At 62.9% G+C, this 24552-nt stretch carries 21 protein-coding genes and 1 pseudogene; 5 read left to right on the forward strand and 17 right to left on the reverse strand.

Features of this window, described 5'->3' with window-relative positions; translation table 11 throughout:
- Window positions 1-17 precede the first annotated feature (17 nt).
- Genes ACVILI_RS19740 through ACVILI_RS19750 form a run of 3 tightly spaced genes read right to left on the reverse strand, consistent with a single transcriptional unit; the run spans window position 18 to window position 2772 of the window.
- Window positions 18-941 (reverse strand): ABC transporter permease, encoded by a 924-nt coding sequence (locus ACVILI_RS19740; protein ID WP_019858181.1) that lies wholly within the window; start codon window positions 939-941, stop codon window positions 18-20.
- Window positions 942-946: 5 nt separating this feature from the next.
- Window positions 947-1726, reverse strand: coding sequence for an ABC transporter ATP-binding protein (locus tag ACVILI_RS19745; RefSeq protein WP_038646859.1), 780 nt, complete (start codon window positions 1724-1726; stop codon window positions 947-949).
- A 59-nt stretch (window positions 1727-1785) separates the two neighbouring features.
- Complete coding sequence (locus ACVILI_RS19750) at window positions 1786-2772, reverse strand: ABC transporter substrate-binding protein (RefSeq protein ID WP_032933440.1); 987 nt, start codon at window positions 2770-2772, stop codon at window positions 1786-1788.
- Window positions 2773-2924: 152 nt separating this feature from the next.
- On the opposite strand from ACVILI_RS19750, the gene ACVILI_RS19755 reads away from it, so the two are divergent.
- Window positions 2925-3698, forward strand: a complete 774-nt coding sequence (locus ACVILI_RS19755) for a GntR family transcriptional regulator (RefSeq protein WP_038652715.1) — start codon at window positions 2925-2927, stop codon at window positions 3696-3698.
- A gap of 377 nt (window positions 3699-4075) precedes the next feature.
- Window positions 4076-4813, forward strand: coding sequence for a transcriptional repressor LexA (gene lexA, locus ACVILI_RS19760; RefSeq protein ID WP_020628877.1), 738 nt, complete (start codon window positions 4076-4078; stop codon window positions 4811-4813).
- On the opposite strand, the pseudogene ACVILI_RS19765 reads toward lexA, so the two are convergent.
- A pseudogene (locus ACVILI_RS19765) lies at window positions 4807-7261 on the reverse strand (ComEC/Rec2 family competence protein). The gene lexA and the pseudogene ACVILI_RS19765 overlap by 7 nt on opposite strands.
- A gap of 103 nt (window positions 7262-7364) precedes the next feature.
- On the opposite strand from ACVILI_RS19765, the gene gltX reads away from it, so the two are divergent.
- Entirely contained in the window at window positions 7365-8789 is a 1425-nt protein-coding gene (gene gltX / locus ACVILI_RS19770) for a glutamate--tRNA ligase (RefSeq protein ID WP_240565035.1), read from the forward strand.
- Window positions 8790-8972: 183 nt separating this feature from the next.
- Window positions 8973-10301, forward strand: a complete 1329-nt coding sequence (gltA, locus tag ACVILI_RS19775) for a citrate synthase (protein ID WP_038646860.1) — start codon at window positions 8973-8975, stop codon at window positions 10299-10301.
- A 30-nt stretch (window positions 10302-10331) separates the two neighbouring features.
- Here the strand turns inward: gltA and lpxB are convergent, their stop codons facing one another.
- From lpxB to ACVILI_RS19840, 13 genes are all read right to left on the reverse strand, one after another.
- Window positions 10332-11504, reverse strand: coding sequence for a lipid-A-disaccharide synthase (lpxB, locus tag ACVILI_RS19780; protein WP_038646862.1), 1173 nt, complete (start codon window positions 11502-11504; stop codon window positions 10332-10334).
- A complete protein-coding gene (locus ACVILI_RS19785; protein WP_038646864.1) occupies window positions 11497-12411 on the reverse strand; it encodes an LpxI family protein in 915 nt (304 codons plus the stop codon). The genes lpxB and ACVILI_RS19785 overlap by 8 nt, the downstream gene beginning before the upstream one ends.
- Entirely contained in the window at window positions 12383-13216 is an 834-nt protein-coding gene (gene lpxA, locus ACVILI_RS19790; protein ID WP_038646866.1) for an acyl-ACP--UDP-N-acetylglucosamine O-acyltransferase, read from the reverse strand. Before lpxA ends, ACVILI_RS19785 begins: the two co-directional genes overlap by 29 nt.
- A 13-nt stretch (window positions 13217-13229) precedes the next feature.
- Window positions 13230-13697 (reverse strand): 3-hydroxyacyl-ACP dehydratase FabZ, encoded by a 468-nt coding sequence (fabZ, locus tag ACVILI_RS19795; RefSeq protein ID WP_020628878.1) that lies wholly within the window; start codon window positions 13695-13697, stop codon window positions 13230-13232.
- Window positions 13690-14745 (reverse strand): UDP-3-O-(3-hydroxymyristoyl)glucosamine N-acyltransferase, encoded by a 1056-nt coding sequence (lpxD, locus tag ACVILI_RS19800; RefSeq protein ID WP_457102573.1) that lies wholly within the window; start codon window positions 14743-14745, stop codon window positions 13690-13692. Before lpxD ends, fabZ begins: the two co-directional genes overlap by 8 nt.
- 75 nt (window positions 14746-14820) lie before the next feature.
- The gene (gene bamA / locus ACVILI_RS19805) at window positions 14821-17202 is read right to left on the reverse strand and encodes an outer membrane protein assembly factor BamA (RefSeq protein ID WP_457102574.1); all 2382 of its coding nucleotides are present in this window, start codon (window positions 17200-17202) and stop codon (window positions 14821-14823) included.
- Between the two features lie 218 nt (window positions 17203-17420).
- On the reverse strand, window positions 17421-18563 hold the full coding sequence (gene rseP, locus ACVILI_RS19810; RefSeq protein ID WP_038646868.1) for an RIP metalloprotease RseP: 1143 nt from the start codon (window positions 18561-18563) through the stop codon (window positions 17421-17423).
- A gap of 95 nt (window positions 18564-18658) precedes the next feature.
- Window positions 18659-19474, reverse strand: a complete 816-nt coding sequence (locus ACVILI_RS19815) for a phosphatidate cytidylyltransferase (RefSeq protein ID WP_038646870.1) — start codon at window positions 19472-19474, stop codon at window positions 18659-18661.
- Window positions 19471-20205 carry an isoprenyl transferase gene (locus ACVILI_RS19820; RefSeq protein WP_019858199.1) on the reverse strand — a complete coding sequence of 245 codons (735 nt, stop codon included), beginning with the start codon at window positions 20203-20205 and terminating at the stop codon, window positions 19471-19473. Before ACVILI_RS19820 ends, ACVILI_RS19815 begins: the two co-directional genes overlap by 4 nt.
- Window positions 20206-20237: 32 nt before the next feature.
- Window positions 20238-20792 (reverse strand): ribosome recycling factor, encoded by a 555-nt coding sequence (gene frr, locus ACVILI_RS19825; protein ID WP_010909550.1) that lies wholly within the window; start codon window positions 20790-20792, stop codon window positions 20238-20240.
- A 109-nt stretch (window positions 20793-20901) separates the two neighbouring features.
- The gene (gene pyrH / locus ACVILI_RS19830) at window positions 20902-21624 is read right to left on the reverse strand and encodes a UMP kinase (protein ID WP_038646872.1); all 723 of its coding nucleotides are present in this window, start codon (window positions 21622-21624) and stop codon (window positions 20902-20904) included.
- A gap of 161 nt (window positions 21625-21785) precedes the next feature.
- On the reverse strand, window positions 21786-22895 hold the full coding sequence (locus tag ACVILI_RS19835; RefSeq protein ID WP_038652721.1) for an aldo/keto reductase: 1110 nt from the start codon (window positions 22893-22895) through the stop codon (window positions 21786-21788).
- 37 nt (window positions 22896-22932) lie between these two features.
- A complete protein-coding gene (locus ACVILI_RS19840; RefSeq protein WP_038646874.1) occupies window positions 22933-23475 on the reverse strand; it encodes a nuclear transport factor 2 family protein in 543 nt (180 codons plus the stop codon).
- 130 nt (window positions 23476-23605) lie between these two features.
- Between ACVILI_RS19840 and ACVILI_RS19845 the strand changes: the two genes are divergently transcribed.
- A complete protein-coding gene (locus ACVILI_RS19845) occupies window positions 23606-24541 on the forward strand; it encodes a LysR family transcriptional regulator (protein ID WP_240565034.1) in 936 nt (311 codons plus the stop codon).
- Window positions 24542-24552: the final 11 nt, after the last annotated feature.

Genomic DNA, 24552 nt, shown 5'->3' on the forward strand with positions numbered 1-24552 from the left:
TGTGTGACATTCCCTGGTTATTCACGGATCGCTTCGCGCGCGGGCGCTGGTCCCCGGCTGCGCTTGAGGCTCGGCAGAGCAAGCATGGCGAGCACGAACAGGCCCGTGGCAAGCTTCAGGTCGGGAGGCGGCATGCCGGCGGCAAGGCAGAACGACACCAGCTGGTAGTAGATGATCGCGCCGGCAAAGGGCGCCAGCAGCTGGCGCGAGACCGTCTGCTTGCCAACGACCGCCTCGCCGATCATCAGCGCGGCAAGGCCGTTGATGAGGATGCCCAGCCCCATATTGACGTCGGCAAATCCCTGCGACTGCACCATCAACGCGCCGCTCGAGGCCGAAAACGCGCTTGCCAGCCCGACACCGCCTATGGTCGCCGCCCAGACATTGATGCCCTGCGCCTCGGCCATGTCGGGATTGGCGCCGACGGCGCGCACGGCGGTCCCCTTCTCGGTTCTGAAGAACATGTAGAGCGCCGCAAAGGCGATGAGCGCGAGAAGGCCGGCGACGACGATCTTGCTGGCCGGAAAACCCGGCCGCGCGAACGGCACCCAATCGAACACGGTGGGCGAGCCGAAAACCGAAAGGTTGGACTTGCCCATGATGCGCAGGTTGATGCTGTAGAGCATCGTCATCATCAGGATGCCCGCCAGCAGCGTGTGGATGCGGAAGCGCAGATGGATGAAGGCGGTGCAGCAACCCGCCGCGAAGCCCGCCACAAATGCGACGACGATGCAGGTCAGCGGCGATACCCCGGCAGCCAGCAGCACGCCGCAGACGCAGCCGCCCAGCGGAAAGGCGCCTTCGCTAGTGAGATCGGGAAAGTTCAGCATGCGGAACGGGATCATGATGCCGAGCACGACAAAGGCCAGGATCAGGCTCTGCGCCAGGGTCACCGGCATGATCGCGACAAAGCTCGTCAGAACGTCCGGAATAAAGCCCATGGTGATCAGCTCGCCAGCAACATGCGGTCGGTCTTGATGGAAAAATGGCCGATCAGATCGATAACCGTGACCCTCGCCTTCTCCTCGCCGGAGACCTCCAGCAGGACCCGGCCCGCGTCGAGCATGATCACCCGGCTGCCATAGTCGACGGCGTGCTGCATGTTGTGGGTCACCATCAGCGTGGTCAGCTTCAGCGCGTTGACGGCACGCACCGTCGCCTGCATGACGATCTCGGCCGTGCGCGGGTCGAGTGCCGCGGTATGCTCGTCGAGCAGCAGCAGGTCCGGCGATCCGCCGACTGCCATGATCAGCGACAGCGACTGCCGCTGCCCGCCCGAGAGCAGGTCGACACGGGTGTCGAGACGATTTTCGAGGCCGAGGCCCAATATCGACAGGCGCTCCTTGTAGGACGCGAGCCGCGTGGCGTTCAGCCCTTGCCGCAGCGTGCGTTTTTGGCTGCGCAGATCGGCCAGCAGCATGTTCTCCGCCACGGTCATGCTGGCGGCGGTGCCACGCATCGGATCCTGGAAGACGCGCGCCAATCGTGTGGCGCGCTTGTGCACCGGCATGGCTGTCACGTCGGCGCCGTTGATCAGGATCTTGCCGGAATCCAGGACGAGGGCTCCGGAAATAGCGTTGAGCATGCTGCTCTTACCGGCCCCGTTGGAGCCGATGACGATGCCGAACTCGCCGGTGGCCAATGACAGGCTGAGGCCGTCGAGCGCGACCTTCTCGTCGGCCTGCCCCTTGTAGAATACTTTGCGCGCGGATCGGATATCGAGCATCGTTCCTCCCTGGCCGGAAGGGCGACGGCGCCAACGCCATCGCCCCTTGCAGCCCGATATCAGTCGACGATGCAGCCGCAATCGGCCATCGAAGCCGGTATCTCGATGCCGAACGCGGCCATCGCCTTGCGGGAAATCGTTGCCATGTGATCCTTGTAGGCCGGGCGCGACGGCGCGATCGTCTTGGGATCCTTGCCCTTGAGGATTTCGGCGGCGATGTTGCCGGCGTTCATGCCGACCTGCGTGTAATTGACCGCGAAGCTCGCCGGCACGGTGCCGTTGCGGACCGCGCTGTCATCAGAGTTGACGACCGGGATACCGGCCTGGCGGGCGGCCGCGGAGACAGCGGCGATCGCCGGCTGGATCAGGTTCGAGGCCGGACCGTAGATCACGTCGACCTTGCCGGCGAGCGAAGCGATGCGCTGCTGAATGTCATTGACGTTGTCGACACCGACTTCGACGACCTCAAAGCCGGCGGCGGGTGCCGCCGCCTTGATCTTTTCGATCAGGGCAACGTCATTGGCCTCGCCTGGATTGTAAGGCACGCCAAAACGCTTGGCGTTCGGCAGCAGTTTCTTGGTGAAGGCCATCACCGCGGCGACATCCTGCAGATCGCTGGCGCCGGTCATGCCTTCGTCTCCGGCGTCCCACGACGGCACCAGCTTGGCCGCCACCGGATCGGTGACCGCGGCAAAGACGATCGGAATCCCGGAACCGGCGAGCGCCTTCTTGGCGATCTGCGAGACCGGCGTGGTGATGGTGTAGATCAGCTTGGGCTGCTCCGCCTGCAGCTTGGCGATCATCTGCGGCACCAGAGATGCATCGAAATTGGTATGGCTTTCGGTGTAGACGACGTCCTTGCCCTCGACAAAGCCTTTGTCCGTCAATGCCTTCTTGAAGCCCGCTATGGCGGCGTTGAGCTGCGGATGCTCGCCGAAATTGGCGATGCCGATGCGTATCTGATCGGCCGCGGCGCTGCCTGCGCTGACCATTAATGCGCCTGCCAGGGCCAATCCCGACAGCCAAGCGGACTTCGACTTCAACATCATTTCCTCCCAGATTTGATCAGCGCCGCCCACAGGACGGCAACTGCGGCGATCATGGTCAGTCGCCCGCCGTGTGTCAAACATTATATATAATTCTTGCCATACCTCCGCTTCATATATAATTTTCGCAAGCCGATGACGGACGGATGGCGATGCAGGATCAGAACAATTCCACGAAGACCGAGGCGGCCTATCAGCTGCTGCGGCGCGATATCCTGACCACCCGCCTCATGCCGGGCGCGCCGCTCAAGCTGAGCGCGCTGCGCGGCACATACGGCGTCGGCTGGACGCCGCTGCGTGAAGCCTTGTCCCGACTTGAAGCCGAGCGCCTGGTCACCGCCATCAGCAATCGCGGCTTTGCCGTCGCTCCCGTGTCGCGCGCCGAGCTCGAGGACCTGGCGCGCGCAAGGATGGTTGTCGAAATGCCGCTGTTCCTGGAATCGATCGCGAACGGCGGCAGGGAATGGGAGGACGCGGTCGTCACCGCTCATTACCGGCTCTCCCGCTGCAAGACCGCGGTCGAAGACCCTTCCGATGCGGCCGTCGACAAATGGGACGAGAGCCACGAGGCCTTCCATGCGGCGTTGCTGAGCGCGGCGACGTCGAACTGGCTGTTGCGCTTTCGCTCGACGATCGCCGATCAGCTGTGTCGGCATCATCGGTTTCTCGGCCTGGCGCCGACATTGCGGGCGGCGGCCGGCCTCAAGGACGGCTATGGCGAGGCTATGGACGCGCTGCGCGAAGCGATCGCCATCGAGCATCACACCGCAATCATGGAAGCGGCGCTCGATCGCGACGTCGAGCGGGCAAAGGCGCTGATGACGGCGCATATCGGCTACACGCTGCATGTCTATGTCCACAGCGAAGACAACGGCGCCAACACCTACACCGCGCGCGCCGGCAGCCTGAAAGCGGTTTCCGGATGACGTCGCCGCGGCGTCCAGATCCACGCGGCCGTGGCCGGCCTGAACCCGCGACCGTTGGCATTTTGATTTCGTTTCGTTCCGCCGGAAATGGATCGATACACCGTACAAATCCGCTCTGTGGACGCCTCTCAAACGCCTGATGCCAAACCGCATCCAGGGGTAGGCCACAGGCCATTAACCAAAATGATTTCAATGAACCTGCGGGGAGCGGAAGCGGTCGAGCGCGGCCCGCTGCCGGGGCCAAATAATTTCAGACGCGTTAACAAATTCATTAAACTTTAAACAGTTGCGGAACACAACTGGAACAGATAGTGTTTGTTCTGGGTTTGTTTTTCGATTCTGATTCACACCCGTCGTTCAATGCCTTGGGGGCCGCCATGCTGACACGCAAGCAACATGAACTGCTGATGTTCATTCATGAACGGCTCAAGGAAAGCGGCATTCCGCCTTCCTTCGACGAGATGAAGGAGGCGCTCGATCTTGCCTCCAAGTCAGGCATTCATCGCCTGATCACGGCACTGGAGGAACGCGGCTTCATTCGCCGGCTGCCCAACCGGGCGCGGGCGCTGGAAGTGCTGCGGCTGCCGGATTCGATCGCACCCGGCCTCAACGCGGCAAAGAAATTCTCGCCAAGCGTCATCCAGGGCAGCCTCGGCCAGGGTGGTCTTGGCCGCCAGATCAAGCCGGCGGCATCGCGCTTGCCCGCGGCCGGCAATAATGACGATGCGGTTTCCGCCGTGTCGATCCCGGTGATGGGTCGCATCGCCGCTGGTGTGCCGATCGATGCCATCCAGCATCAGACACATTCGATCTCGGTACCGCCGGACATGATCATGGGTGGCGAGCATTATGCACTTGAGGTCAAGGGCGACTCGATGATCGACGCCGGCATCTTCGACGGCGACACGGTCATCATCCGCAACGCCGACACGGCGAGCCCGGGCGAGATCGTCGTGGCGTTGGTCGACGAGGAGGAAGCAACCCTGAAACGGTTCCGCCGCAAGGGCGCCTCGATCGCCCTTGAAGCCGCCAACCCGGCCTACGAGACGCGCATTTTCGGGCCAGACAGGGTCAAGGTGCAAGGCAAGCTTGTCGGGTTGATCCGGCGCTACTGAGCAGGAACGGCCGGCTTTTCGGGTTTTTGATAGGGCGGCAGCCCCCTCGCCTCGCGCGAAAATTTTCGCTGCTCGTGCCAGGGCCGATATGGCCCGTCCACCGCGAAGCTGATGATTGGCGGACCTGTCGCCGATTGGCGGTCGAAGAAGACGGCGGCACTGCCCTTGCGGGCAAGTTGCCGTTTGGTGACGACAAGAACCAGCGGATTGTGGCAGGAATCATAGCCTGTCGCGTCATTGACGACGATCAAATCGGCGAAACCGCAAGCCTTCCAGGTGTCCTTGCGGTCTTCGACATGCGCGATGATCGCCCCTGACGGGTGCCGGGCAAGACAGACGCCATCCGTGCAATAAAACGGCGCTCCCGGCGGCAGATTGGCGGCATCGGCAATGTCGAATTGCCAGTCCGCCTTGTCGAACATCTCCGGCACGACGATGGTTTCGGACACCAGCGCGCGTTTCCAATTGTCGACGGTGAACTCGTTCGGGCGAGCCCGGCTGACCGCGAGTTCTCCACCGCCGATCGGCAGCGCCACCAAACGCGCATCTTCGGAAATCAGCACATCCGGGGCGCGCGTATCCGATACTGTCAGCAGGCCGGCAAGCGCGAATGGCACTGCCGCGAGCCGCAGCCAGGTCGTCGCCATCGTCGCGATGACCAGGGCGACGGTCACCAGCAGCACGGATTGCTGCGAAATCAGCCCCGACCGCATCGACCGGGGAGCGCTCCGATATCCACGCCGATATGGCGATCATTGCGGTCAGGCCCTTGCCCATCACGTAAAGGAAGGGACTGTCGGCACCAAAGGGCATCGCAAGCGAACTGAGAACAGCGAAAGGCATGACAATCAGTGACACGATCGGCATGACGGCCAGATTGGCGAACAGGCTGAGCGGCGACACACGCTGGAAATGCCAGATGGCAAACAGCGCCGTGGCGCAGCCGGCGATGATGGATGTCATCGCCAACCCACCCGTCGCCAGCAGGAATTTTCGCGTGAGAAAACCCGGCAGGGATCGCTTTGGCGGTGGCGGTCTTGCCTTTCCCGCATGGTGATCCGCCCAGCCGGCATAAGCGCCGACCAGCGCCGCGGTCGCGGCGAACGACATCTGGAAGCTTGGGCCGACTACCTCATGCGGCGACACCACAATGACGGCGATCGCCGAGATCGCAAGATTGCGCATGGTCAGCGCCGCGCGATCGAACAGCACGGCAATCAGCATCACCGCCAGCATGATGAAGCTGCGTTCGGCCGCGACGACGACGCCGGAAATGACGAGATAGGCGGCGATCGAGAAAAGGGCCGCGGCGGCCGCATATTTCTTCACCGGCCGACGCGCGGAAAAGTCCGGAAACAGCGCGAAGGCGCCGCGCAGCAGCCCCATGATGGTACCGGCGACGAGCGCCATATGCAGTCCGGAAATGGAGATGATGTGATAGATGCCGGTGCGTCGCATCGCCTCGTTGATTTCATCGGGAATGCCGGCCCGCACGCCGACGATCAGCGCCGCCGCGATCTCACCCTCGGCACCGCCAACCGTGGCCCTGATGTGGTCGGCAATGGCTTCACGGGCATTTTCTATCCCCGAGAAAAGGCGGGCCGTGAGCGGCACCTCGTCGTCCGTGGCTGAGACAAGCTTTGGGTTGCCGAGAAAGAATCCGCTGCCGCCAATGCCGGCAAAATAGCTGTCGAAGGAGAAATCGTAACTGTCCGGCCGCACCGGACCGGTCGGCGGCAACAGTTTAGCATAGCCGGTGACCAGGGAGCCGGCGGTCATTTCCGCCGGGATATCTCGCGCCGAAAGCCTGACCCTTTCCGGCGCATAGCGCAGTTTCGGCCGGGCGGTCGACGTCACGTCGATGGTCAGCCGGATGCGGCCGGTCTCCATCCGGTCGAGCGAAACGACACGGCCGGTGACTTGCGTCGAGATTTCCGAACCCAGCATCTGGGTGCCCGCCCGCCATGTCTCGACCTTGGCGACAAGCAGGCCAAGCGCGCACAACAATGCCGCCGTGAAGCCCAGATGGGTTTTGGGCCAGGAGCGCGAAACAAGCGCACAGACCGCCATCAGCACGACGACCGCGACAGGCTTTGCAAAATCAGGCTCCGTCGCGAGCGAATAATAGCCGATCGCTCCAGCGGCCAGACAAACCGGCACCAGCAGGAAGGCGATGCCCCGGTCAAGCTCGAGCTCCGCTGCTGTCGCCGCGCTATGGCGTAGGCGAGGCCAGGAAACCCGGGCGAGTCGCCGCCGGACACGCACAATCCGGCCTGAAGCAGGCGGCGGAAGTGTCGCCGGCATATCCGCCTGCGGCGGCTGGCTGCCGGGTGCAGGCATAAGGGGCGATGGCAGTGGGTTCGCAAGGGGAGATGCAAACAACGACCGTTCGCTGACGCCAACACCAGCGTCCTCGCCCTGATCCGAGCCCCAGCCTCGTCCAGCCATCGGGTCCTGCCCCTTGCACGCCTGACGCCCTATGCTACATGAACGCGCGACGCGCGAAAGTCCGCGCGGCCGCACCCCGCTTCAGATGGTTTCCGAGAGTTTCATGTCCGACAAGGTCGTCACCCGTTTTGCCCCCTCGCCCACCGGCTATCTGCACATCGGCGGCGCGCGCACGGCTCTGTTCAACTGGCTCTATGCCAAACACACCGGCGGCACGATGCTGCTGCGCATCGAGGACACCGATCGCGAGCGTTCGACCGCCGCCGCGACGGCTGCCATCCTCGACGGCCTCTCCTGGCTCGGCTTGACCTGGGACGGCGACCCGGTCTCGCAGTTCGAGCGCGCGCCACGCCACCGCGAGGTCGCGGAGGAACTCGTGCGTCTGGGCAAGGCCTATTACAGCTACGAGACGCCGGCCGAGCTGGAGGCGATGCGCGAGGCAGCACGGGCCAAGGGCCTGCCGCCGCGCTACAACGGCCAGTGGCGCGACCGCGCCCCCTCTGAGGCGCCTGCGGGCGTCAAGGGCGCCATCCGCATCAAGGCGCCGACCGAAGGCGAGACGATCGTCCATGACCGCGTCCAGGGCGAGGTGCGCTTCCCCAACAAGGATCTCGACGACTTCATCATCCTGCGTTCGGACGGCAACCCAACCTACATGCATGCCGTCGTCGTCGACGACCACGACATGGGTGTCACCCACATCATCCGCGGCGACGACCACCTGACCAATGCGGCCCGCCAGACCGTGATCTACAACGCCATGGGCTGGGACGTGCCGTCCATGTCGCACATCCCGCTGATCCATGGCGCCGACGGCGCCAAGCTGTCGAAGCGCCATGGCGCGCTCGGCGTCGAAGCCTATCGGGCCATGGGCTACCTGCCGGAGGCACTGCTCAACTACCTGGCGCGCCTGGGCTGGAGTCATGGCGATGACGAGATCATGTCGATCAAGGACATGATCTCCTGGTTCGATATCGGCGACGTCAACAAGGGCGCTGCCCGCTTCGATTTCGCCAAGCTGGAAGCGATCAACGGCGCGCATATGCGGCGCATGGCCGACGCGAAGCTGTTGGACATCTTCATCGCCACTCTGCCCTATCTCGAGGGTGGCCCGGCGATGGCCGCGCGCCTCAACGAACACAACAAGGCGCAGTTGCTGGCGGCCCTTCCGGGCCTGAAGGAGCGCGCCAAGACGCTGGTCGAGCTCGTCGATGGCGCGGCCTATCTGTTCGCCACGCGACCGCTGCCGGTCGACGAGAAGGCGGCCCTCCTGCTCAACGACGACGCCCGCAAGATCCTGCGCGGCGCTCACGAAGCTTTGAATGCGTTTTCCGGCGACTGGACTGCAGCCGCGGCGGAAGCCGTGATCCGCGACTATGCGCTGGCCGGTGGCCACAAGCTTGGCGCCGTGGCCCAACCGTTGCGGGCCGCGCTGACCGGCAAAAGCACCTCGCCTGGCGTGTTCGACGTGCTTGCCGTGCTTGGGCGCGAGGAAAGCCTGGCGCGCATAGCGGATCAAATCGATTAGGAGCAAACTGGCCCAAGAAGATTGGCATTGAAAGGCGCGTTTCGCAGTGCAACATTAGGCCTTGGCCCAATCTGGCACGCACCTCCTAAAATGCGGTGGCGAATACGCGCATTGCGGTGATTTCGACGTGTCGCTCTGCAGAATTTGCCTTTGCCGGCATGAGGAAACAACAAGGAGTTTGCAATGACCGAAGCTGCGAAAAAACTGGATGTGGGCGGCGCGAACCTAGAGGCTACCGCAACGCTTCAATTCGCCGGCAAGACCCATGAATTCAAGGTGCGAAGCGGCTCCGTCGGACCCGACGTCATCGACATCGCCTCGCTCTACAGCACGACCGGCGCCTTCACCTACGACCCCGGCTTCACTTCGACGGCAAGCTGTGAGTCCGAGATCACCTTCATCGACGGCGACGCCGGTATTCTCCTCCACCGCGGCTATCCGATCGACCAGCTGGCCGAACACGGCGACTTCCTCGAAGTCTGCTATCTCCTGCTCTACGGCGAACTGCCGACCAAGGCGCAGAAGGACGATTTCGACTACCGCGTGACGCGCCACACCATGGTGCACGAGCAGATGTCGCGCTTCTTCACCGGCTTCCGCCGCGACGCGCACCCGATGGCGGTGATGTGCGGCGTGGTCGGCGCGCTGTCGGCCTTCTATCACGACTCCACCGACATCTCCGACCCCTACCAGCGCATGGTGGCGTCGATGCGCCTGATCGCCAAGATGCCGACGATCGCGGCCATGGCCTACAAGTACCATATCGGCCAGCCCTTCATTTACCCGAAGAACGATCTCGGTTTCGCGGCAAACTTCCTGCATATGTGCTTTGCGGTGCCGTGCGAGGAATACAAGATCAACCCGGTGCTGGCGCGCGCCATGGAGCGCATCTTCATCCTGCACGCCGATCACGAGCAGAATGCCTCGACCTCGACGGTTCGCCTCGCCGGCTCGTCGGGCGCCAACCCGTTCGCCTGCATCGCCGCCGGCATCGCTTGCCTGTGGGGCCCGGCCCATGGCGGCGCCAATGAAGCGGCGCTCAACATGCTGGGCGAGATCGGCCATGTCGATCACATCCCGGAATTCATCGCCCGCGCCAAGGACAAAAACGACCCGTTCCGGCTGATGGGCTTTGGTCACCGCGTTTACAAGAACTACGATCCTCGCGCGAAAATCATGCAGAAAACGGCGCACGAGGTGCTGGGCGAACTCGGCATCAAGGACGATCCGCTGCTCGACATCGCGATGGAACTGGAAAAGATCGCGCTGACCGACCCCTATTTCATCGAGAAGAAGCTCTACCCGAATGTCGATTTCTATTCCGGCATCACGCTGAAGGCGCTGGGCTTCCCCACCACCATGTTCACCGTGCTGTTTGCGGTCGCACGCACCGTCGGCTGGATCGCGCAGTGGAAGGAGATGATCGAGGATCCGCGCCAGAAGATCGGCCGCCCGCGCCAGCTCTACACCGGTGCGCCGGAGCGCGACTACGTGCCGATCGCCAAGCGCTGACCGAAGCTGCCGATTAAAAAAAGGCGCCTCTCAGGGCGCCTTTTTTATATGGCGCAGCACAACGCCCGCCGCGATCTCGCCCGACGGCTTGTCCGTCGCCATGCGCAGCGCAATCTCCGCAAAGCCGTCCTTCTGCCAGGCGCGCATGCCGCTGTCGGCAAACAACGCTTCCAGTTGGCGAGCCAGATTGTTCGGCTTGACGTACTCGTTGTAGAACTCCGGGATGAGCGCGCGATCCGAGATGAGATTGGGCAGCAGCGCCGACCAGACCGAAACAAGATACGGCGCAACGGCACGGGCGACCGGATCGAGCCTGTAGGACGACACCATCGGCACACCAGCCAAAGCCAGTTCCAGCGACACGGTCCCCGATGCGATCAGCGCGGCATCGGCCTTGCCGAAAGCCTGCCATTTGCGTTGCGGATCAACGATGATTTCGGGTTTTTCGTCCCAACGATTGACCGAGGATTTGACGAGATCGGCGACATGCGGAACCGTCGGCAGCAGCAGTCGCAGCCGATGCCCGCGCGCGCGCAGTATCGACACGGTCTCGCCGAATGGTTCGATCAGTCGCCGTACCTCGCCGCGCCGCGAGCCCGGCAGGACGAGCAATGTCTTGATCCGGTCCTGGGCAAGATCGCGCGGCAAGGCCTGCGCCTTCTGGGAGGCAAGCACGCCCGCATCATGCGTCAGGCGATGCCCGACATAGGTGCCCGGCGGGCCGCCCAGCCGGTCGAGTTCCTTCACCTCGAACGGCAGGATGCAGAGGATATGGTCGACATAGGGCTTCATCGCCACCGCCCTGCCCGGCCGCCAGGCCCAGACGCTCGGGCAGACATAATGGATGATCGGTATCGACGGATTGGCTGCCCGTACCTTCCTGGCGACGCGCAAGGAAAAGTCCGGACTGTCGATGGTGACCAGGCAGTCCGGCTTTTCTTCGGCAATGGTTTTGGCCAGTTGGCCGATCCGCCTGATGAGGCGCGGCAGGTCGCGCAGGACGGCGCTGAAACCCATCAGCGCGATCTCACCGGCATCGAAGGGCGACACCAGGCCCAATTCGCCGAGATGCCGGCCGCCGAGGCCGACGAGCCGCACCTCGCGACCTGTTATCTGGCGGAGTGAACGCACGATGTCGGCGCCGAGCAGATCACCCGATTCCTCGCCGGCGACGATCGCGATCTTCAACGCCCTGTCAGCCATGTGCAGGCTCCGCTGCGGCCAGGCCGACGATGAACAGACCAAGTTCATTGGCGCGCGACAGGGTTGCGGGGCCTTCGAGGATCAGTGAGCGCCCCGCTTCGACGGCAATGCCGGCAAGCCCGGCCGCATATGCCGCTTCGACCGTCTGCGGCCCGATGGATGGAAGGTCCGCGCGCAGTTCCTGGCCAGGCTTGGCACATTTGACCAGGACACCGCGGGTCTTGCCGGCGATGCGGCCGTGACCACGCAGCAGTTTGGCGCGGTCGAGCAATCCGGCCGTACCCTCGATGCCCTCGAGCGCAATGGCCCGGCCGCCGACCGCGATCGCCGCCTGGCCGATATCCAGCGCCCCGATGGCCTTCGCCGCGGCAAAGCCTGCCTCGATGTCGCGCCAATCCGATTTCTGCGGCACCGCTTTGGTCAAGACCCCTTCGGCGGCGACCAGGCTCGGCACGATTTCGTGGGCGCCCATGACCTTTATCCCTCGGGCCTCGAGACCGCGCGCCACCACCTTCAACAGGCCATCGTCGCCACGCGCCAGCGCCATGACGACAATTGGTATCACCGCCAGCAGGCTAAGGCTTGGGCGCAGATGCGTCAGCCTTGGCCGGCGCTTGATCTCGCCGGCAAGCACCAGATGGGTAATCCGGTGGCGTTTGAGCAAAGGAATAAGCGAGCCGATCGCCTCCAGGGCAAGGGTCTCATGCTCGTACCGGCACAATTCCGGCAGACGGTCGGCTTCGCCCTCCATGAGGACGATGAAGGGCGGATAACCTTGCCCGGCCGAGCCCGCCGCGACTTCGACCGGAAGACTGCCGCCGCCTGCGATGATGCCGACCCTGGCATCTGGCGGGAGATCAAGACCGGCGGAAGCGGCCTCAGTCTTCATCGTCGGTATCGTCGCCATCGCTGCCTTTTAGCGATGGCACTGCATAGTGCCGCTTGCCGCGACTGCTGATGAAGTCGACGATCTTCATGGCGGTCCGCGAAGAGGCGAACTCGGCCTTGGCGAATTCGATGTTCTCGCCAACGGTGCGAGAGCGGTCGAAAATCGTCCTGTAGGCTTTGCGCAACAGATAGATTTCGGAACGCGGCAGACCGGCGCGCTTGAGGCCGATGATGTTCAAACCGCGCAAGCTGGCGCGGTTGCCGACGGCAATGGCATAGGGAATGACGTCACCAACGAAGGCCGAGCACCCGCCAAGAAAGGCATTGTCGCCGACACGCACGAATTGATGAACGGCACTGAGGCCGCCTATATAGACGTTGTCGCCAATCTCGCAGTGGCCGCCCAGCGTCGCGCCATTGGCGAAGGTGGCGTTCTTGCCGACAACGCAATCATGGGCGATGTGGGCGTAGGCAAGGAAATTGCCATTGTCGCCCACTGTCGTTTCGCCGCGGCTGGTGTCGGTCCCGACATGCATCGTGACGCCTTCCCGGATGGTGCAGTTGGCGCCGATGACCAGCGTCGTGCGGCCGCCCTTGTGTTTGGTGTTCTGCGGCGGTGCGCCCAATGTCGCCATCGGATAGACCTTGGTCGAGGCGCCGATGGTGGTCGCGCCCATGACGGAGACATGGCTGACCAGTTCGACACCATCGCCGATCACGGCATCGGCGCTGATATGGCAGAACGGCCCTATGCGCACACCCTGACCGATTTGAGCGCCCTCTTCCACGACGGAGGAAGGATGGATTGAAGTCTTGATTTTCATAAGCACTCGATCGTCAGTCGCCGGTGACCATCATGGCTGAAATCTCGGCCTCGGCCGCCTTGGTGCCATCGACCAGGGCTTCGCAGGCGAATTTGAGCAGGTTGCCGCGCTTCTTGATTTTCTTGACGTGAATCTTCAACTGGTCGCCGGGAACGACCGGTTTGCGGAATTTGGCATTGTCGATGGTCAGGAAATAGACCAGCGACGGCTTCGACGCCCCAAGGCTGCGGATGCAGATGGCGCCTGCCGTCTGCGCCATGGCCTCGACGATCAGCACGCCCGGCATCACCGGCTGCTCCGGGAAATGCCCCTGAAAATGCGGCTCGTTGATGGTGACGTTCTTGATGCCTACGGCGGAATCGTCGCCATCGATGTCGACGATGCGGTCGATCATCAGGAAGGGATAGCGGTGCGGCAGGAGCTTCATCAGCCCCAGTATGTCGACCGCTTCCAGCGTCGTCGCCGCCACCATATCAGCCATTGTCCTTGCCCTGCTTGCGTGCCCTAGCCATCGTGCGCAACATGGCTATCTCCCGCATGGCTTCCGCCATCGGCTGTGCCGGATAACCGCCCCAGATCTCGCCGGCGGGAACATTGTTCATAAATCCACTTCTGGCGGCAAGCTTGGCTCCTGAGCCGATGGTCAAGTGATCCGCAAGCCCGACGCCGCCGCCCATCGTAACGTTGTCACCCACGACCACGGAACCGGAAATACCTGAAAGCCCGGCCACTATGCAATTGCGGCCGATGCGGACGTTATGGGCGATCTGCACGAGATTGTCGATCTTGGTGCCCTGACCGATGATCGTATCGGACATGGCGCCGCGATCGACGGTGGAATTGGAACCGATCTCGACATCGTCCTGGATGACGACCCGTCCGATCTGGGGAACGCGTTCCGGACCCTTGGCACCGCCGACAAAGCCGAAGCCGTCCTGGCCGATCCTGGCGCCGCCGTGGATGATGACCCGATTGCCGATCAGCGCATACTGGATGCTGGCGCCCGGGCCGACATAGCCGTCACGGCCGATCTGGCAAGATTGTCCAATAACCGCGTTTGGCGCGATGACGGTGCCCTTGCCGATCGAGACGCCTGGCCCGATGACCACACCTGCCTCGATAATGGCGCCGGCTTCGATATGCGCGGTCGGATCGATATGGGCATGCGGTGAAATACCGGTCTCACTGGTCATTGGACCCGGCGTGGCAGCTGTCGGAAACAGCAGTCGGCCGACCAGGGCGAATGCCTGTTGCGGACGCGGATGGACCAAAACGGCGACGCTGGACGGCGCCTTGTTGGCGAATTCCGCCGGACACAGCACCGCGGCCGCCCGCAATGACGGCATCAGCGCGGAATTGCGCCTGCCATCGACGAAGACGAGCGCATTGGCACCGCCTTCGTGGGCCGGCGCCAGCGCCTCGATCGAAACGTCGGATTGGCCGGAATCGACAAGCACCGAGCCGGTCAGATTCGCGACTTCGGCCGCCGTATACCGGCGTGATGGCGCGAAGAACACCGGATCGGTCATTCCAGAAGCTATATCCAGCTAGGTCGGAACATTTCTCCCGGATCCAAAAAATCCAGGAACATCGTTTGCCGCCGATCAGAAGCGGGTCGATATGCCGAAGTTGAATTCCTGCACGTCGTCGCTCGCTTCCTTCTTGACCGGGATCGCATAGTCGATACGGATCGGACCGAACGGCGAGGCCCACATCAGGCCGACACCGACCGAAGCGCGCAATTTCATGCCAACCGACGACTGATCAACCAAGCTCTGGTTGCCGATCTTGTTACCGTAGAGCGTTGCCGCGTCGGCGAATACGGCGCCACGCAGGCCGAAGCTCTCGGGAACGACCGGCAGCGGGAACTGGGCCTCGGCAGAGGCGTTGAAATAGGTCGTGCCGCCCAGATGGTCGCCAACACCAGCGGAGTCGACCGGACCGATGCCGCCATAGGCAAAGCCGCGGATCATGCGGTCGGTGCTCTGGAACTGATCGAAGATGCGCAGACCGCCTTCGTTGCCGTAACCCTCGACGTGACCGGCGCCACCCGAAATGAGGCCGACAAGGTCGAGTTGCTCGGACAGCGCCTGATAGACGCTGCCGCGACCGGTAATCTTCACGAATTTGGCATCGCCGCCGAGACCCGCGACCTCCACGGTCGTGTTGGCGTAGATACCCTCATGCGGGTTCTTCATGTCGTCGATGGTGTTGTAGACCAGCCCCAGGCTGACCGACGACTTGATCCAAGGACTTTGATCAATGCCATCCAAGATGGCCGGCGAAATCGTGCAGGTGCCGTCTGGATCTCCGACGCTGGTAGGACCGCAACTGTCGTCGACCTTGTACTTCTCTTGAGCGATATTGTACGCCAGCTGGGTCGTGATGCTGTTGGTGATCGGCAGTCCGAAGCGGATTGTCGCGCCCGTGGTATCGCTGTCGTAGTTGTTATTGTACTCCCTCGTCGACTTGTAGATGTCAAAGCCGGCGGCAATGCGCCGTCCGAGGAAATACGGCTCGGTGAACGAAAGGCTATAGTCGCGCGAATTCTTGCCGCCACCGGCTGAAATCTTGATGAACTGGCCTCGGCCGAGGAAGTTGCGCTCGGTGATCGAGCCTTCGACGGACGGGCCTGCCGTGTCACCGCCGGTCGAATAGCCGGCGCCAACGGAGAATTCACCCGTCGACTTCTCGACCACGTCGACAACCAGCACCACCTGATCGGGCTGCGAGCCGGGCACCGTCGAGATTTCGACTTTGTCAAAATAATTCAGGTCTTCCAGGCGCTTCTTCGCGCGCTGGATAAGCACCTGGTTGAACGCATCGCCTTCGCTGACATCGAATTCGCGGCGGATGACATAGTCACGCGTACGGTCGTTGCCGCGGATCTCGATGCGCTCGATATAGGCCTTGGTGCCCTGGTCGACCGTATAGACCACCGAAATCGTATGGTTCTCGAAATTGCGGTCGCCGCGCGGCGTCACCTGCGCGAAGGCATAGCCTGAACCGGCCACCTTCTCGGTGAGAGCGATGATGGAGTCCTCGACATCCTTGGCGTTGTAGACATCGCCCTTGTGGGTCTCGACCACCGATTCCAGCGACTTGGAGTCGACTTCCGGGATCGTGCTTTCGACGCTGATATCGCCGAAATTATAGCGCTCGCCTTCCTGGACGGTGATGGTGACCGTGTATTTGTTCGTCGCATTGTCGAGTTCGCCGACGGCCGACACGACCTGGAAATCGGCGTAGCCGTGATTGTAGTAGAAGCGGCGCAGCAGCTCCTGGTCGGCGCGCAGCTTGTCCTCGTCATAGACGTCGTCGCGCAGGATGAACGACACCCAGGATGAGCGTTTGGTGTTGATCACGTCCGACAAACGACGGCTCGAATAGGCACTGTTGCCGACGAAATTGATCGCCGCGATCTGCGTGCGGTCGCCTTCGGTGATGTGGAACACCACGTTCACGCGGTTGTCGCCGAGTTCCATGATCTGCGTGGTCACGCCGGCATCATCGCGGCCGATGCGCCTGTAGGCGGCCTTCACGGCCTCGACGTCGGAATCGAGCGTCGCTTGCGAGAATGTGCCGCGCGGCTTCAGCTGAACCGCCGCCTCAAGCGCATTGTCCTTGAGCTTCTTGTTGCCCTGGAACAGCACCTGGTTGACGACCTTGTACTCGGCAACCTTGACCACCAGCGTCGAGCCGACCTGATTGATCTGGACGTCCGAGAACAGGCCAGTGCCGAACAGCGCCTTGACGGCCGCATCCACATCGGAACTGGAGAAGGCCTTGCCCGGCTTGATGGTGATGTAATTGCGGATGGTATCGGCGTCGACACGCTGGTTGCCGCTCACCTCCACCCTGCTGACGACAGCGGCTTCAGCCGCCGATGTGGCAACGAATTGTACTGCGAGCGCACCTGGCACGACCAGAGCGGCGGACAGTGCCGCCGCTGACGCGGCGCTCAGAAACTTGGATGCTGCCTTCATCGGGCTTAATAACCTTTTCTCGTAGTCCCCACGGCGAGAAAAACCGGACGTGCGGTAATTTCCCCTACCGTATTAACCGGATTTTCCCTACACGCAAGGCTTCTGGTTAATTTGTATTTACTTAACCCTGGTGCGTGGCTTTCGCGTCACTCATATCCCCGTGCATGGTAAACGGCGTCTCAACATCGACCATGCCAAAGCCAAATTTCTTCATGATTTCAGCATCCAAACAGATCGTTCCAGAACACGAAACCCATGAAGCACAAGACCAGGAGCAGACCGGCCCGATAGGCCATTTCCATCATCCGTTCCGACACCGGCCGGCGAATGACGGCCTCCACCCCGTAGAACAACAGATGGCCGCCGTCGAGGGGGGGAATCGGCAAAAGGTTTAGAAAACCTATGCCAATAGAGAGCAGTGCGACGAGCTGCACGAGCCATTCGAAACCGAGTTTCGCCGCCTTGCCGGCCATGTCCGCGATCTTGACGGGACCGCCCAACTGGCACTTGTCCTCGCGCCCGACGGCGAAACGCTGCAAGAACTGGCCGGTGCGCTCGATGACGTGGCCTGTTTCCTCAACTGCCGCCGCAACCGCCCCGACCGGTGTGTAGGTGATGAGACGCGGCTGACCGAGTTCCTTGTTGTTGACGACGCCGATCACCGCGACCTTGACCTTGTTGCCGAGCGCGTCTTGCTGCTCCATCAACTGCGGCGTCGCGGTCACCGTGACTTCCTTGCCGTCGCGCAGCATGACAAAGGTGATGGTATCGCCGGCGCGGCCCGAGACCAGCCGCTGCACATCGCCAAAGGTTTCGACCTTGCTGCCGTCAACACTGACGAATCGATCGCCAGGCTGGATGCCGGCCTTTGCCGCCGGACTGTCCGCCGTGACTTCCGCCACCATGGGCTCTGCGACATAACGCCCATAGGAGGCAAACAGCACGGAAAAGACGACGATCGCCAGCAGGAAATTGAACAGGGGCCCGGCCACCACGGTCGCCGCTCGCTTCCAGATGGCCTGTGTGTGGAAGGCAACCTTGCGCTCCTCGTCGGTCAGCGTTTCGAGATCTTCCGAGGTGGGCTGGCTGGAGGTGGCGTTCATGTCGCCGACAAATTTGACATAGCCGCCAAGTGGAATGGCGCAAAGCTTCCAGCGCGTGCCATGCCGGTCGTTGAAGCCGATGAGTTCGGGACCGAAGCCGATCGAGAAGGCCTTGACCCCGATGCCGCACCAGCGGCCGACGAGGTAGTGGCCCATCTCGTGGACGAACACCACCACGGTCAGCACGAAGAGAAACGGCACGAGCGTGCCGAGAAAAAAGCCTTCGGTGCTGAAAATCGCGTGAAGAATCCCGTTCAACTCATGCCCTCAAATTCTTCCGCTGTCGCGGTGACTGTGACATCAATCCAGGCGAATCCAAGGCACGCCCGCACCAGATCGTGAAACGACACCGTTCAAATCGGAAACAGCCCCTGCGCCGGATGATCGGCGCCCGCCGAAATCCAGCCAATGACGTATAGAGCAAGAGCCGCCGCGACAAGCCCGTCGACACGGTCCATGACGCCGCCATGGCCTGGAATGAGCACGCCCGAATCCTTGCGGCCATGCCGCCGTTTGACCCAGGATTCGAACAGGTCTCCAGCCTGGGCGATAATCGAAAGCACAAGCGCCACGAAGCCAAGCAGCGCCAGGTTGCCGGCACCGGCGACTGCTGCCAGCATGACCCCGGCGACAACGCCACCGACAGCGCCGCCGACCGCGCCGCTGCGCGTCTTGCCGGGCGAAATCGACGGCGCCAGTTTGGGACCACCGACGGCGCGCCCGACGAAATAGGCAAAAATGTCGGTCGCCCAGACCACCGCGAACAGGAACAGGATGGCGACGAGGCCCGGATGGTCGCCATCGCGCAACAACGCAAGCGACAGGCCGGACACGCTGGCATAGGCAAGACCGCTTGCCTCCCACTGCCCGGCCTTGCGAACCAGGGCGGCAATCGCCGTAACGGCGATCAGAATCACGACAAGCAGCAGCAGCCACGGTGCGGCAAGCCCGACAATCAAGGCGCCGATGAAAACGACGACCAGCGCCTCGGGCAGGAAGCCTAGCCCATTGGCCGCGGCGGGCCGCGACATGCGTGTCCACTCGTAGAAGATCATCGCCGACATGGCCGCGCACAGCAGTCGGAATGGCAGGCCGCCAAGCCAGGTCAGGCCAAGGGCGATGACGGCAAGCACGACCGCTGAAATGACGCGGAGCTGAAGGTTGCTCATCCCGCGGCCGGTCGCGAAGCGACGTCTTGCGGGCCCAATCCGCCGAAACGGCGCTCGCGGCCGGCAAATTCGCGCAACGCCTCGGCAAGGTGTTCGCGGCTGAAGTCAGGCCAATAGCAAGGCAGGAAGACGAGTTCGCTGTAGGCGGCCTGCCACAAGAGGAAGTTGGACAGGCGAAGCTCGCCGCTGGTGCGTATGACCAGTTCCGGATCGGGAATGCCTTGGGTGTCGAGACAGCCGGCAAAGCTCTCTGCGGTGATCGATTCGGCGTCGATTTCGCCGCGCGCCGCGGCCGAGGCAAGCTTGCGCGCCGTGCGAACGATCTCGTCGCGCCCGCCATAGTTGAAGGCGATCACCAGCGTCAGGGACTCGTTACGGGCGGTGAGCGATTCGGCCTCTTCGAGCAACCCTCGGATGTCGGCCTGCAGCCCTGCCCTGTCTCCGATGATCCTGACCCGTACGCCGCTCTGGTGCAGTTCGGCGAGATCACGGCGGATGAACAGCTTCAATAGCCCCATCAGGTCGCTGACCTCGGCCTTCGGCCGCGACCAGTTCTCCGACGAGAACGCATAGACGGTCAGGAACGAGATGCCGAGATCGGGCGCCGCGCGCACCGTCTTGCGCAATGCCTCAACGCCTGCGCGATGACCGGCGAGCCGAGGCATGCCGCGCGCCTTGGCCCAGCGTCCATTTCCATCCATGATGATCGCGACGTGCGCGGGCGTTGTCATGATCTCGCTTTCGGGTCAGCCGGCCGCCAACCCTAAACCTGCATGATTTCAGCTTCCTTGTCGGAAAGCAGATGATCGATGGTGCTGATCGTTTCGTCTGTAAGCTTCTGGACCTGATCCGAACGTTTGCGCTGATCATCCTCGCTGATAACGCCGTCCTTCTCGGCCTTCTTCAGGAAGTCCATGCCGTCGCGGCGCACATGGCGCGCGGCGACACGGGCATTCTCGGCATAGCCGTGCGAGATCTTGACCAGTTCCTTGCGGCGCTGCTCGTTGAGCTCCGGCAGCGGAATCCTCAGATTGGTGCCGTCGACGATGGGGTTGAAACCCAGGTTGGATTCGCGGATGGCGCGATCGACGGCGCCGACCATCGACTTGTCCCAGATCGACACCGAGATCATGCGCGGCTCCGGCACCGTGACGTTGGCGACCTGGTTGATCGGCATGGTGGTGCCGTAGGCTTGCACCTGGATGGCATCGAGCAGATTGCTGGAGGCGCGGCCGGTCCGCAGCGAAGCCAGGTCATGCTTGAACGCGGCGATTGCCCCATCCATGCGCCGCTTGAGATCGTCGTACTCACCACTCATCCTAGTCTCCTCGACCCGTCTGCTGCGGGTTCACTGCTTCGGGGCAAGGCCCCGTTCGAGCCTGATTTTCGAAAAGCCGGTTTCCCCTTTGTAGGGATCAGGCCCGGGATCAATCGTCCGCGACGACCGTGCAGCGGCCGCCGCCCCTCAGAATATCGCCGAAACCACCTTTTTCGTGGATCGAATAGACGATTATCGGAATGTTGTTTTCGCGCGCAAGTGCAATCGCAGCCGTATCCATGATGGAAAGGCCTCGATTTATGACTTCGGCATGGCTGATGCGCTCGAAACGCGTCGCTTTCGGATCCTTTTTCGGGTCGGCAGAATAGACGCCGTCGACCTGCGTGCCCTTGAACAACGCATCGGCGCCGATTTCGGCCGCGCGCAGTGCCGCCGCCGAATCAGTGGTGAAGAACGGATTGCCGGTGCCGCCGGCAAAGATCACCACCTTGCCCTGGTTCATGTAGGCGGTGGCCTGGCGCTGTGAAAAGCTTTCGCACAACTCCGGCATGGCGATCGCGGACAGCACCACGGCGTCGACGCCGATCTTGTTCAGCGAGGTGCGCAACGCCAGCGAATTGATGACCGTGGCAAGCATGCCCATGTGGTCGCCGGTGACCCGGTCCCCGCCCTTGGAGGCGACGGCCACGCCGCGAAAGATATTGCCGCCGCCGATGACGACGCCGACCTCGATGCCCAGAGCGCGGGCCTCGGCGATGTCGGCGGCGATGCGATCCACGACCGAGACATCGATGCCGAAATGCTGTTCGCCCATCAACGCTTCGCCCGACGCTTTCAGCAAGACACGTCGGTAGAGGGGCTTCACCGTCATCTGGTCCTCGTCATTTTTGTATGTGGTCACGCCTGGGCTGGCCGCCCTCGCGCAGGCGTCGCGCCCCGAACATTGGCACGATGCCGAGTTCCGATACACGAAGGGCGCCGCGATGTCACGCGGCGCCCGACCGGCAAATTGGTGGCAGCCTGCCGGATCGATCAGCCGGCGGACACGCTGGCTGGCTCGCCCTCGACAAGCACCGGCAATGCGTAGCCGGAGGGCTTGTCGCCGGTCGCAGCGCCGCCTGTGACGCGCGCCTGTATCTGCGGCCCAAAATAGGAATAGGGGAACGGCGTCGGCGTTCTGCTGACCGAATCCAGCCGGTCGCGAAGCGCTGCCGGAATCTCGAAGTCCAGCGCGCCAAGATTGTCCTGTATCTGGGCCAGCGTGGTCGCACCGAGGATGACTGTTGCGATCCCCGGCTGCGTCGCCACCCAGTTGAGCGCGACCTGTGGCATGCTGCGGCCGAGCTCGGATGCAACCTTCTCGAGTTCGGTCACGATGGCCCAGTTGCGCTCCGTGAATTTCTGGAAGCCCGGATGCGTCGAATTGCGGAACCCGTCGAGCCGGCCCACATTTCCGGCCTGGGCCGGCCGATACTTGCCGCTGAGCAGCCCGCTGGCCAGCGGGCTCCAGACCATGATGCCGGCGCCATGGCGCGTGCCGAAAGGCACGAACTCGTTCTCGATCGCGCGTTCGGCCAGGGAGTATTCGAGTTGCAGGGCCGAAACCGGCTCATACCCGCGCAGTTCGGCGATCGCCTGCGCGCGCCCCGCATACCAGGCCGGCACATCGGACAGGCCGACATGGCGCACCTTGCCCATCCGCACCAGGTCATCCAGCGTACGCATGACCTCTTCGGCCGGCGTCAGCCTGTCCCACACATGCATGAGATAGAGATCGATATAGTCGGTGCCCAGCCGCTTCAGCGAGGCATCGACCGCCCGCATGATGTTCTTGCGGCCGTTGCCGCCGGCATTCGGATTGCCCGGCTGCATGTTCATGGTGAACTTGCTGGCGATCACCGCGGTGTCACGCAAGCCCTGCTCGGCGATGAATTCTCCAAGCCAGGCTTCGGCCGTGCCGCCGGTGTAGAGGTCCGCCGTGTCGAAGAAATTGCCGCCCGCCTCGACATAGGCGTCGAACATCGCCCGGGCTGTGTTCCTGTCGGCTCCCCACCCCCATTCCTTGCCGAAAGTCATCGTGCCCAGAGCGAGCCGGCTGACCCTGAGGCCGCTGTTGCCGAGCGTGTAATAGGTCATGGTCATGATCGTCTTCCAATGCTTGCTGGTGAATGCCGCGGTGTCACTGGCCCGCCGTGTCATTGCCCGGCGTTGCCTTGACCCAAACGTTGCCGCGCTCATGCGTCATGTGGAACGCGAAGCCGTCGACCTTCCAGCCGGCGGTGGAGCGCGTCAGGTGATGCTCATAGGTGCCCCAGACTTCCCAAAGCGGGTCGCCATTGCCCTCCATCCGGTTCCAGGCATAGCCGTTCGAGCGGACCGTCGCCGTGTTCGCCTCGAGAACGACCTGATGATTTGTGCGCAGATGCAGGCTTGTCTTGCTGCCCTTGAGGTTGCCGGCCCAGGCGCCGATCAGGTCGTCGGAGGCGATGTTGGCCGCCGGCTGCCCGGACAGGCTGCTGAAATCGGCGGTAACCCGATCCGCGAAATAACTGCGCGCCAGTTTCCAGTCCTGCGCGTCGACGGCGCGGTCGATGGCGTCGGCGATCCGGATGACCGCGCGTTCGTCCGCAAGTGCCTGCCAGCCGGAGGGTTCCGCCCCGCCGGCATCGATCGGCGCCAGCGCCATGCCTGCCGCGAACGTCACGTGCTTCAACGCATTCATGTCTCTTCTCCTTGATGCAACCAGCCAATTGCCAATGTGTGGGCGCCGGTGCGTTGGCGACAATGTGGACCCCGGCGGAGGCATCGATAAGATTGCATTGTTCGCAAAGACCATGCGATATTGCTCATGAATGGATCGCGATCTCCTCATACATCTGCCTGTGATCGTTGCCGTTGCCCGGCGTGGCGGCTTCGCGCTCGCGGCGGCCGAACTCGGCATGAGCCCGTCGGCGGTCAGTCACGCCGTACGGCTGGTCGAGGAGCGTATCGGCCAGCCCTTGTTCGCGCGCACGACGCGCAGTGTTTCGCTGACCGAATCCGGAAAGGCGCTGGTGGAGGCCGCGGCTCCTGCCCTTCAGGATATTGGTGAACGGATCGATCGAATCCGCAGCGTCAAGGGCAGGTCCTCCGGCTTGCTCAGGATCAACGCCTCCACCATCGCGATTCCGTTGGCGGTGACGCCTGTCGTCGCGGCGATGGCCGAGCGCTATCCGGACGTTACGGTAGAGATTTTCGCCGACCAGGGGCTGGTCGACATCGTCGGCGAAGGCTTTGATGCCGGCATCCGGCTAGGCGAGATGATCGCGCAGGACATGGTGGCCGTGCGGCTCACGCCTCCGTTCAAAACCGTCATCGTCGCCTCTCCCGCCTATATCGGACGCCGCGGCCGTCCGCGCAGCGTGGCCGATCTCGCCAACCACAATTGCATCGGCTACCGGCTTGTCCGCTCCGGTGCCCTCTATCGCTGGGATTTGACCGAAGACGGCAAGGATGTCGTGGTGCAGACCGGCGGTACGGCCATCGTCACGGATTCGCTCGCAGCGATTGACCTGGCGCTTGCCGGAGTGGGCCTTGCCTATATGTTCGAGCCGCTGGCGCGCGCCGATCTTGTAGCCGGCCGCCTGGTGCAGGTTCTGCCGCAATCGGCAATCGAGGAACCTGGCCTTTTCCTCTACTTCCCGCGCCGGGCGACGATGGCGCCGAAACTGCGGGCCTTTATCGACACCGCACAAGAAATCGGCCGGACATCCCTGCGGACATCCGGCCGAAAAACGCTTTCGGAATAAAGCGGCAGGAG

The organism is Mesorhizobium sp. USDA 4775 (assembly GCF_054062655.1).

Excerpts from the sequence above, each read along its gene's own strand:
- lexA (WP_020628877.1), top strand. The coding sequence starts at position 4,076 with ATGCTGACACGCAAGCAACATGAACTGCTGATGTTCATTCATGAACGG.
- ACVILI_RS19835 (WP_038652721.1), bottom strand. The coding sequence starts at position 22,895 with ATGACCATGACCTATTACACGCTCGGCAACAGCGGCCTCAGGGTCAGC.
- pyrH (WP_038646872.1), bottom strand. The coding sequence starts at position 21,624 with ATGACGGTGAAGCCCCTCTACCGACGTGTCTTGCTGAAAGCGTCGGGC.
- ACVILI_RS19745 (WP_038646859.1), bottom strand. The coding sequence starts at position 1,726 with ATGCTCGATATCCGATCCGCGCGCAAAGTATTCTACAAGGGGCAGGCC.
- ACVILI_RS19820 (WP_019858199.1), bottom strand. The coding sequence starts at position 20,205 with ATGACAACGCCCGCGCACGTCGCGATCATCATGGATGGAAATGGACGC.
- bamA (WP_457102574.1), bottom strand. The coding sequence starts at position 17,202 with ATGAAGGCAGCATCCAAGTTTCTGAGCGCCGCGTCAGCGGCGGCACTG.
- ACVILI_RS19845 (WP_240565034.1), top strand. The coding sequence starts at position 23,606 with ATGGATCGCGATCTCCTCATACATCTGCCTGTGATCGTTGCCGTTGCC.
- ACVILI_RS19815 (WP_038646870.1), bottom strand. The coding sequence starts at position 19,474 with ATGAGCAACCTTCAGCTCCGCGTCATTTCAGCGGTCGTGCTTGCCGTC.
- ACVILI_RS19840 (WP_038646874.1), bottom strand. The coding sequence starts at position 23,475 with ATGAATGCGTTGAAGCACGTGACGTTCGCGGCAGGCATGGCGCTGGCG.
- ACVILI_RS19755 (WP_038652715.1), top strand. The coding sequence starts at position 2,925 with ATGCAGGATCAGAACAATTCCACGAAGACCGAGGCGGCCTATCAGCTG.
- gltA (WP_038646860.1), top strand. The coding sequence starts at position 8,973 with ATGACCGAAGCTGCGAAAAAACTGGATGTGGGCGGCGCGAACCTAGAG.
- lpxD (WP_457102573.1), bottom strand. The coding sequence starts at position 14,745 with ATGACCGATCCGGTGTTCTTCGCGCCATCACGCCGGTATACGGCGGCC.
- ACVILI_RS19785 (WP_038646864.1), bottom strand. The coding sequence starts at position 12,411 with ATGGCGACGATACCGACGATGAAGACTGAGGCCGCTTCCGCCGGTCTT.
- frr (WP_010909550.1), bottom strand. The coding sequence starts at position 20,792 with ATGAGTGGTGAGTACGACGATCTCAAGCGGCGCATGGATGGGGCAATC.
- ACVILI_RS19750 (WP_032933440.1), bottom strand. The coding sequence starts at position 2,772 with ATGTTGAAGTCGAAGTCCGCTTGGCTGTCGGGATTGGCCCTGGCAGGC.
- lpxA (WP_038646866.1), bottom strand. The coding sequence starts at position 13,216 with ATGAAAATCAAGACTTCAATCCATCCTTCCTCCGTCGTGGAAGAGGGC.
- fabZ (WP_020628878.1), bottom strand. The coding sequence starts at position 13,697 with ATGGCTGATATGGTGGCGGCGACGACGCTGGAAGCGGTCGACATACTG.
- gltX (WP_240565035.1), top strand. The coding sequence starts at position 7,365 with ATGTCCGACAAGGTCGTCACCCGTTTTGCCCCCTCGCCCACCGGCTAT.
- lpxB (WP_038646862.1), bottom strand. The coding sequence starts at position 11,504 with ATGGCTGACAGGGCGTTGAAGATCGCGATCGTCGCCGGCGAGGAATCG.
- ACVILI_RS19740 (WP_019858181.1), bottom strand. The coding sequence starts at position 941 with ATGGGCTTTATTCCGGACGTTCTGACGAGCTTTGTCGCGATCATGCCG.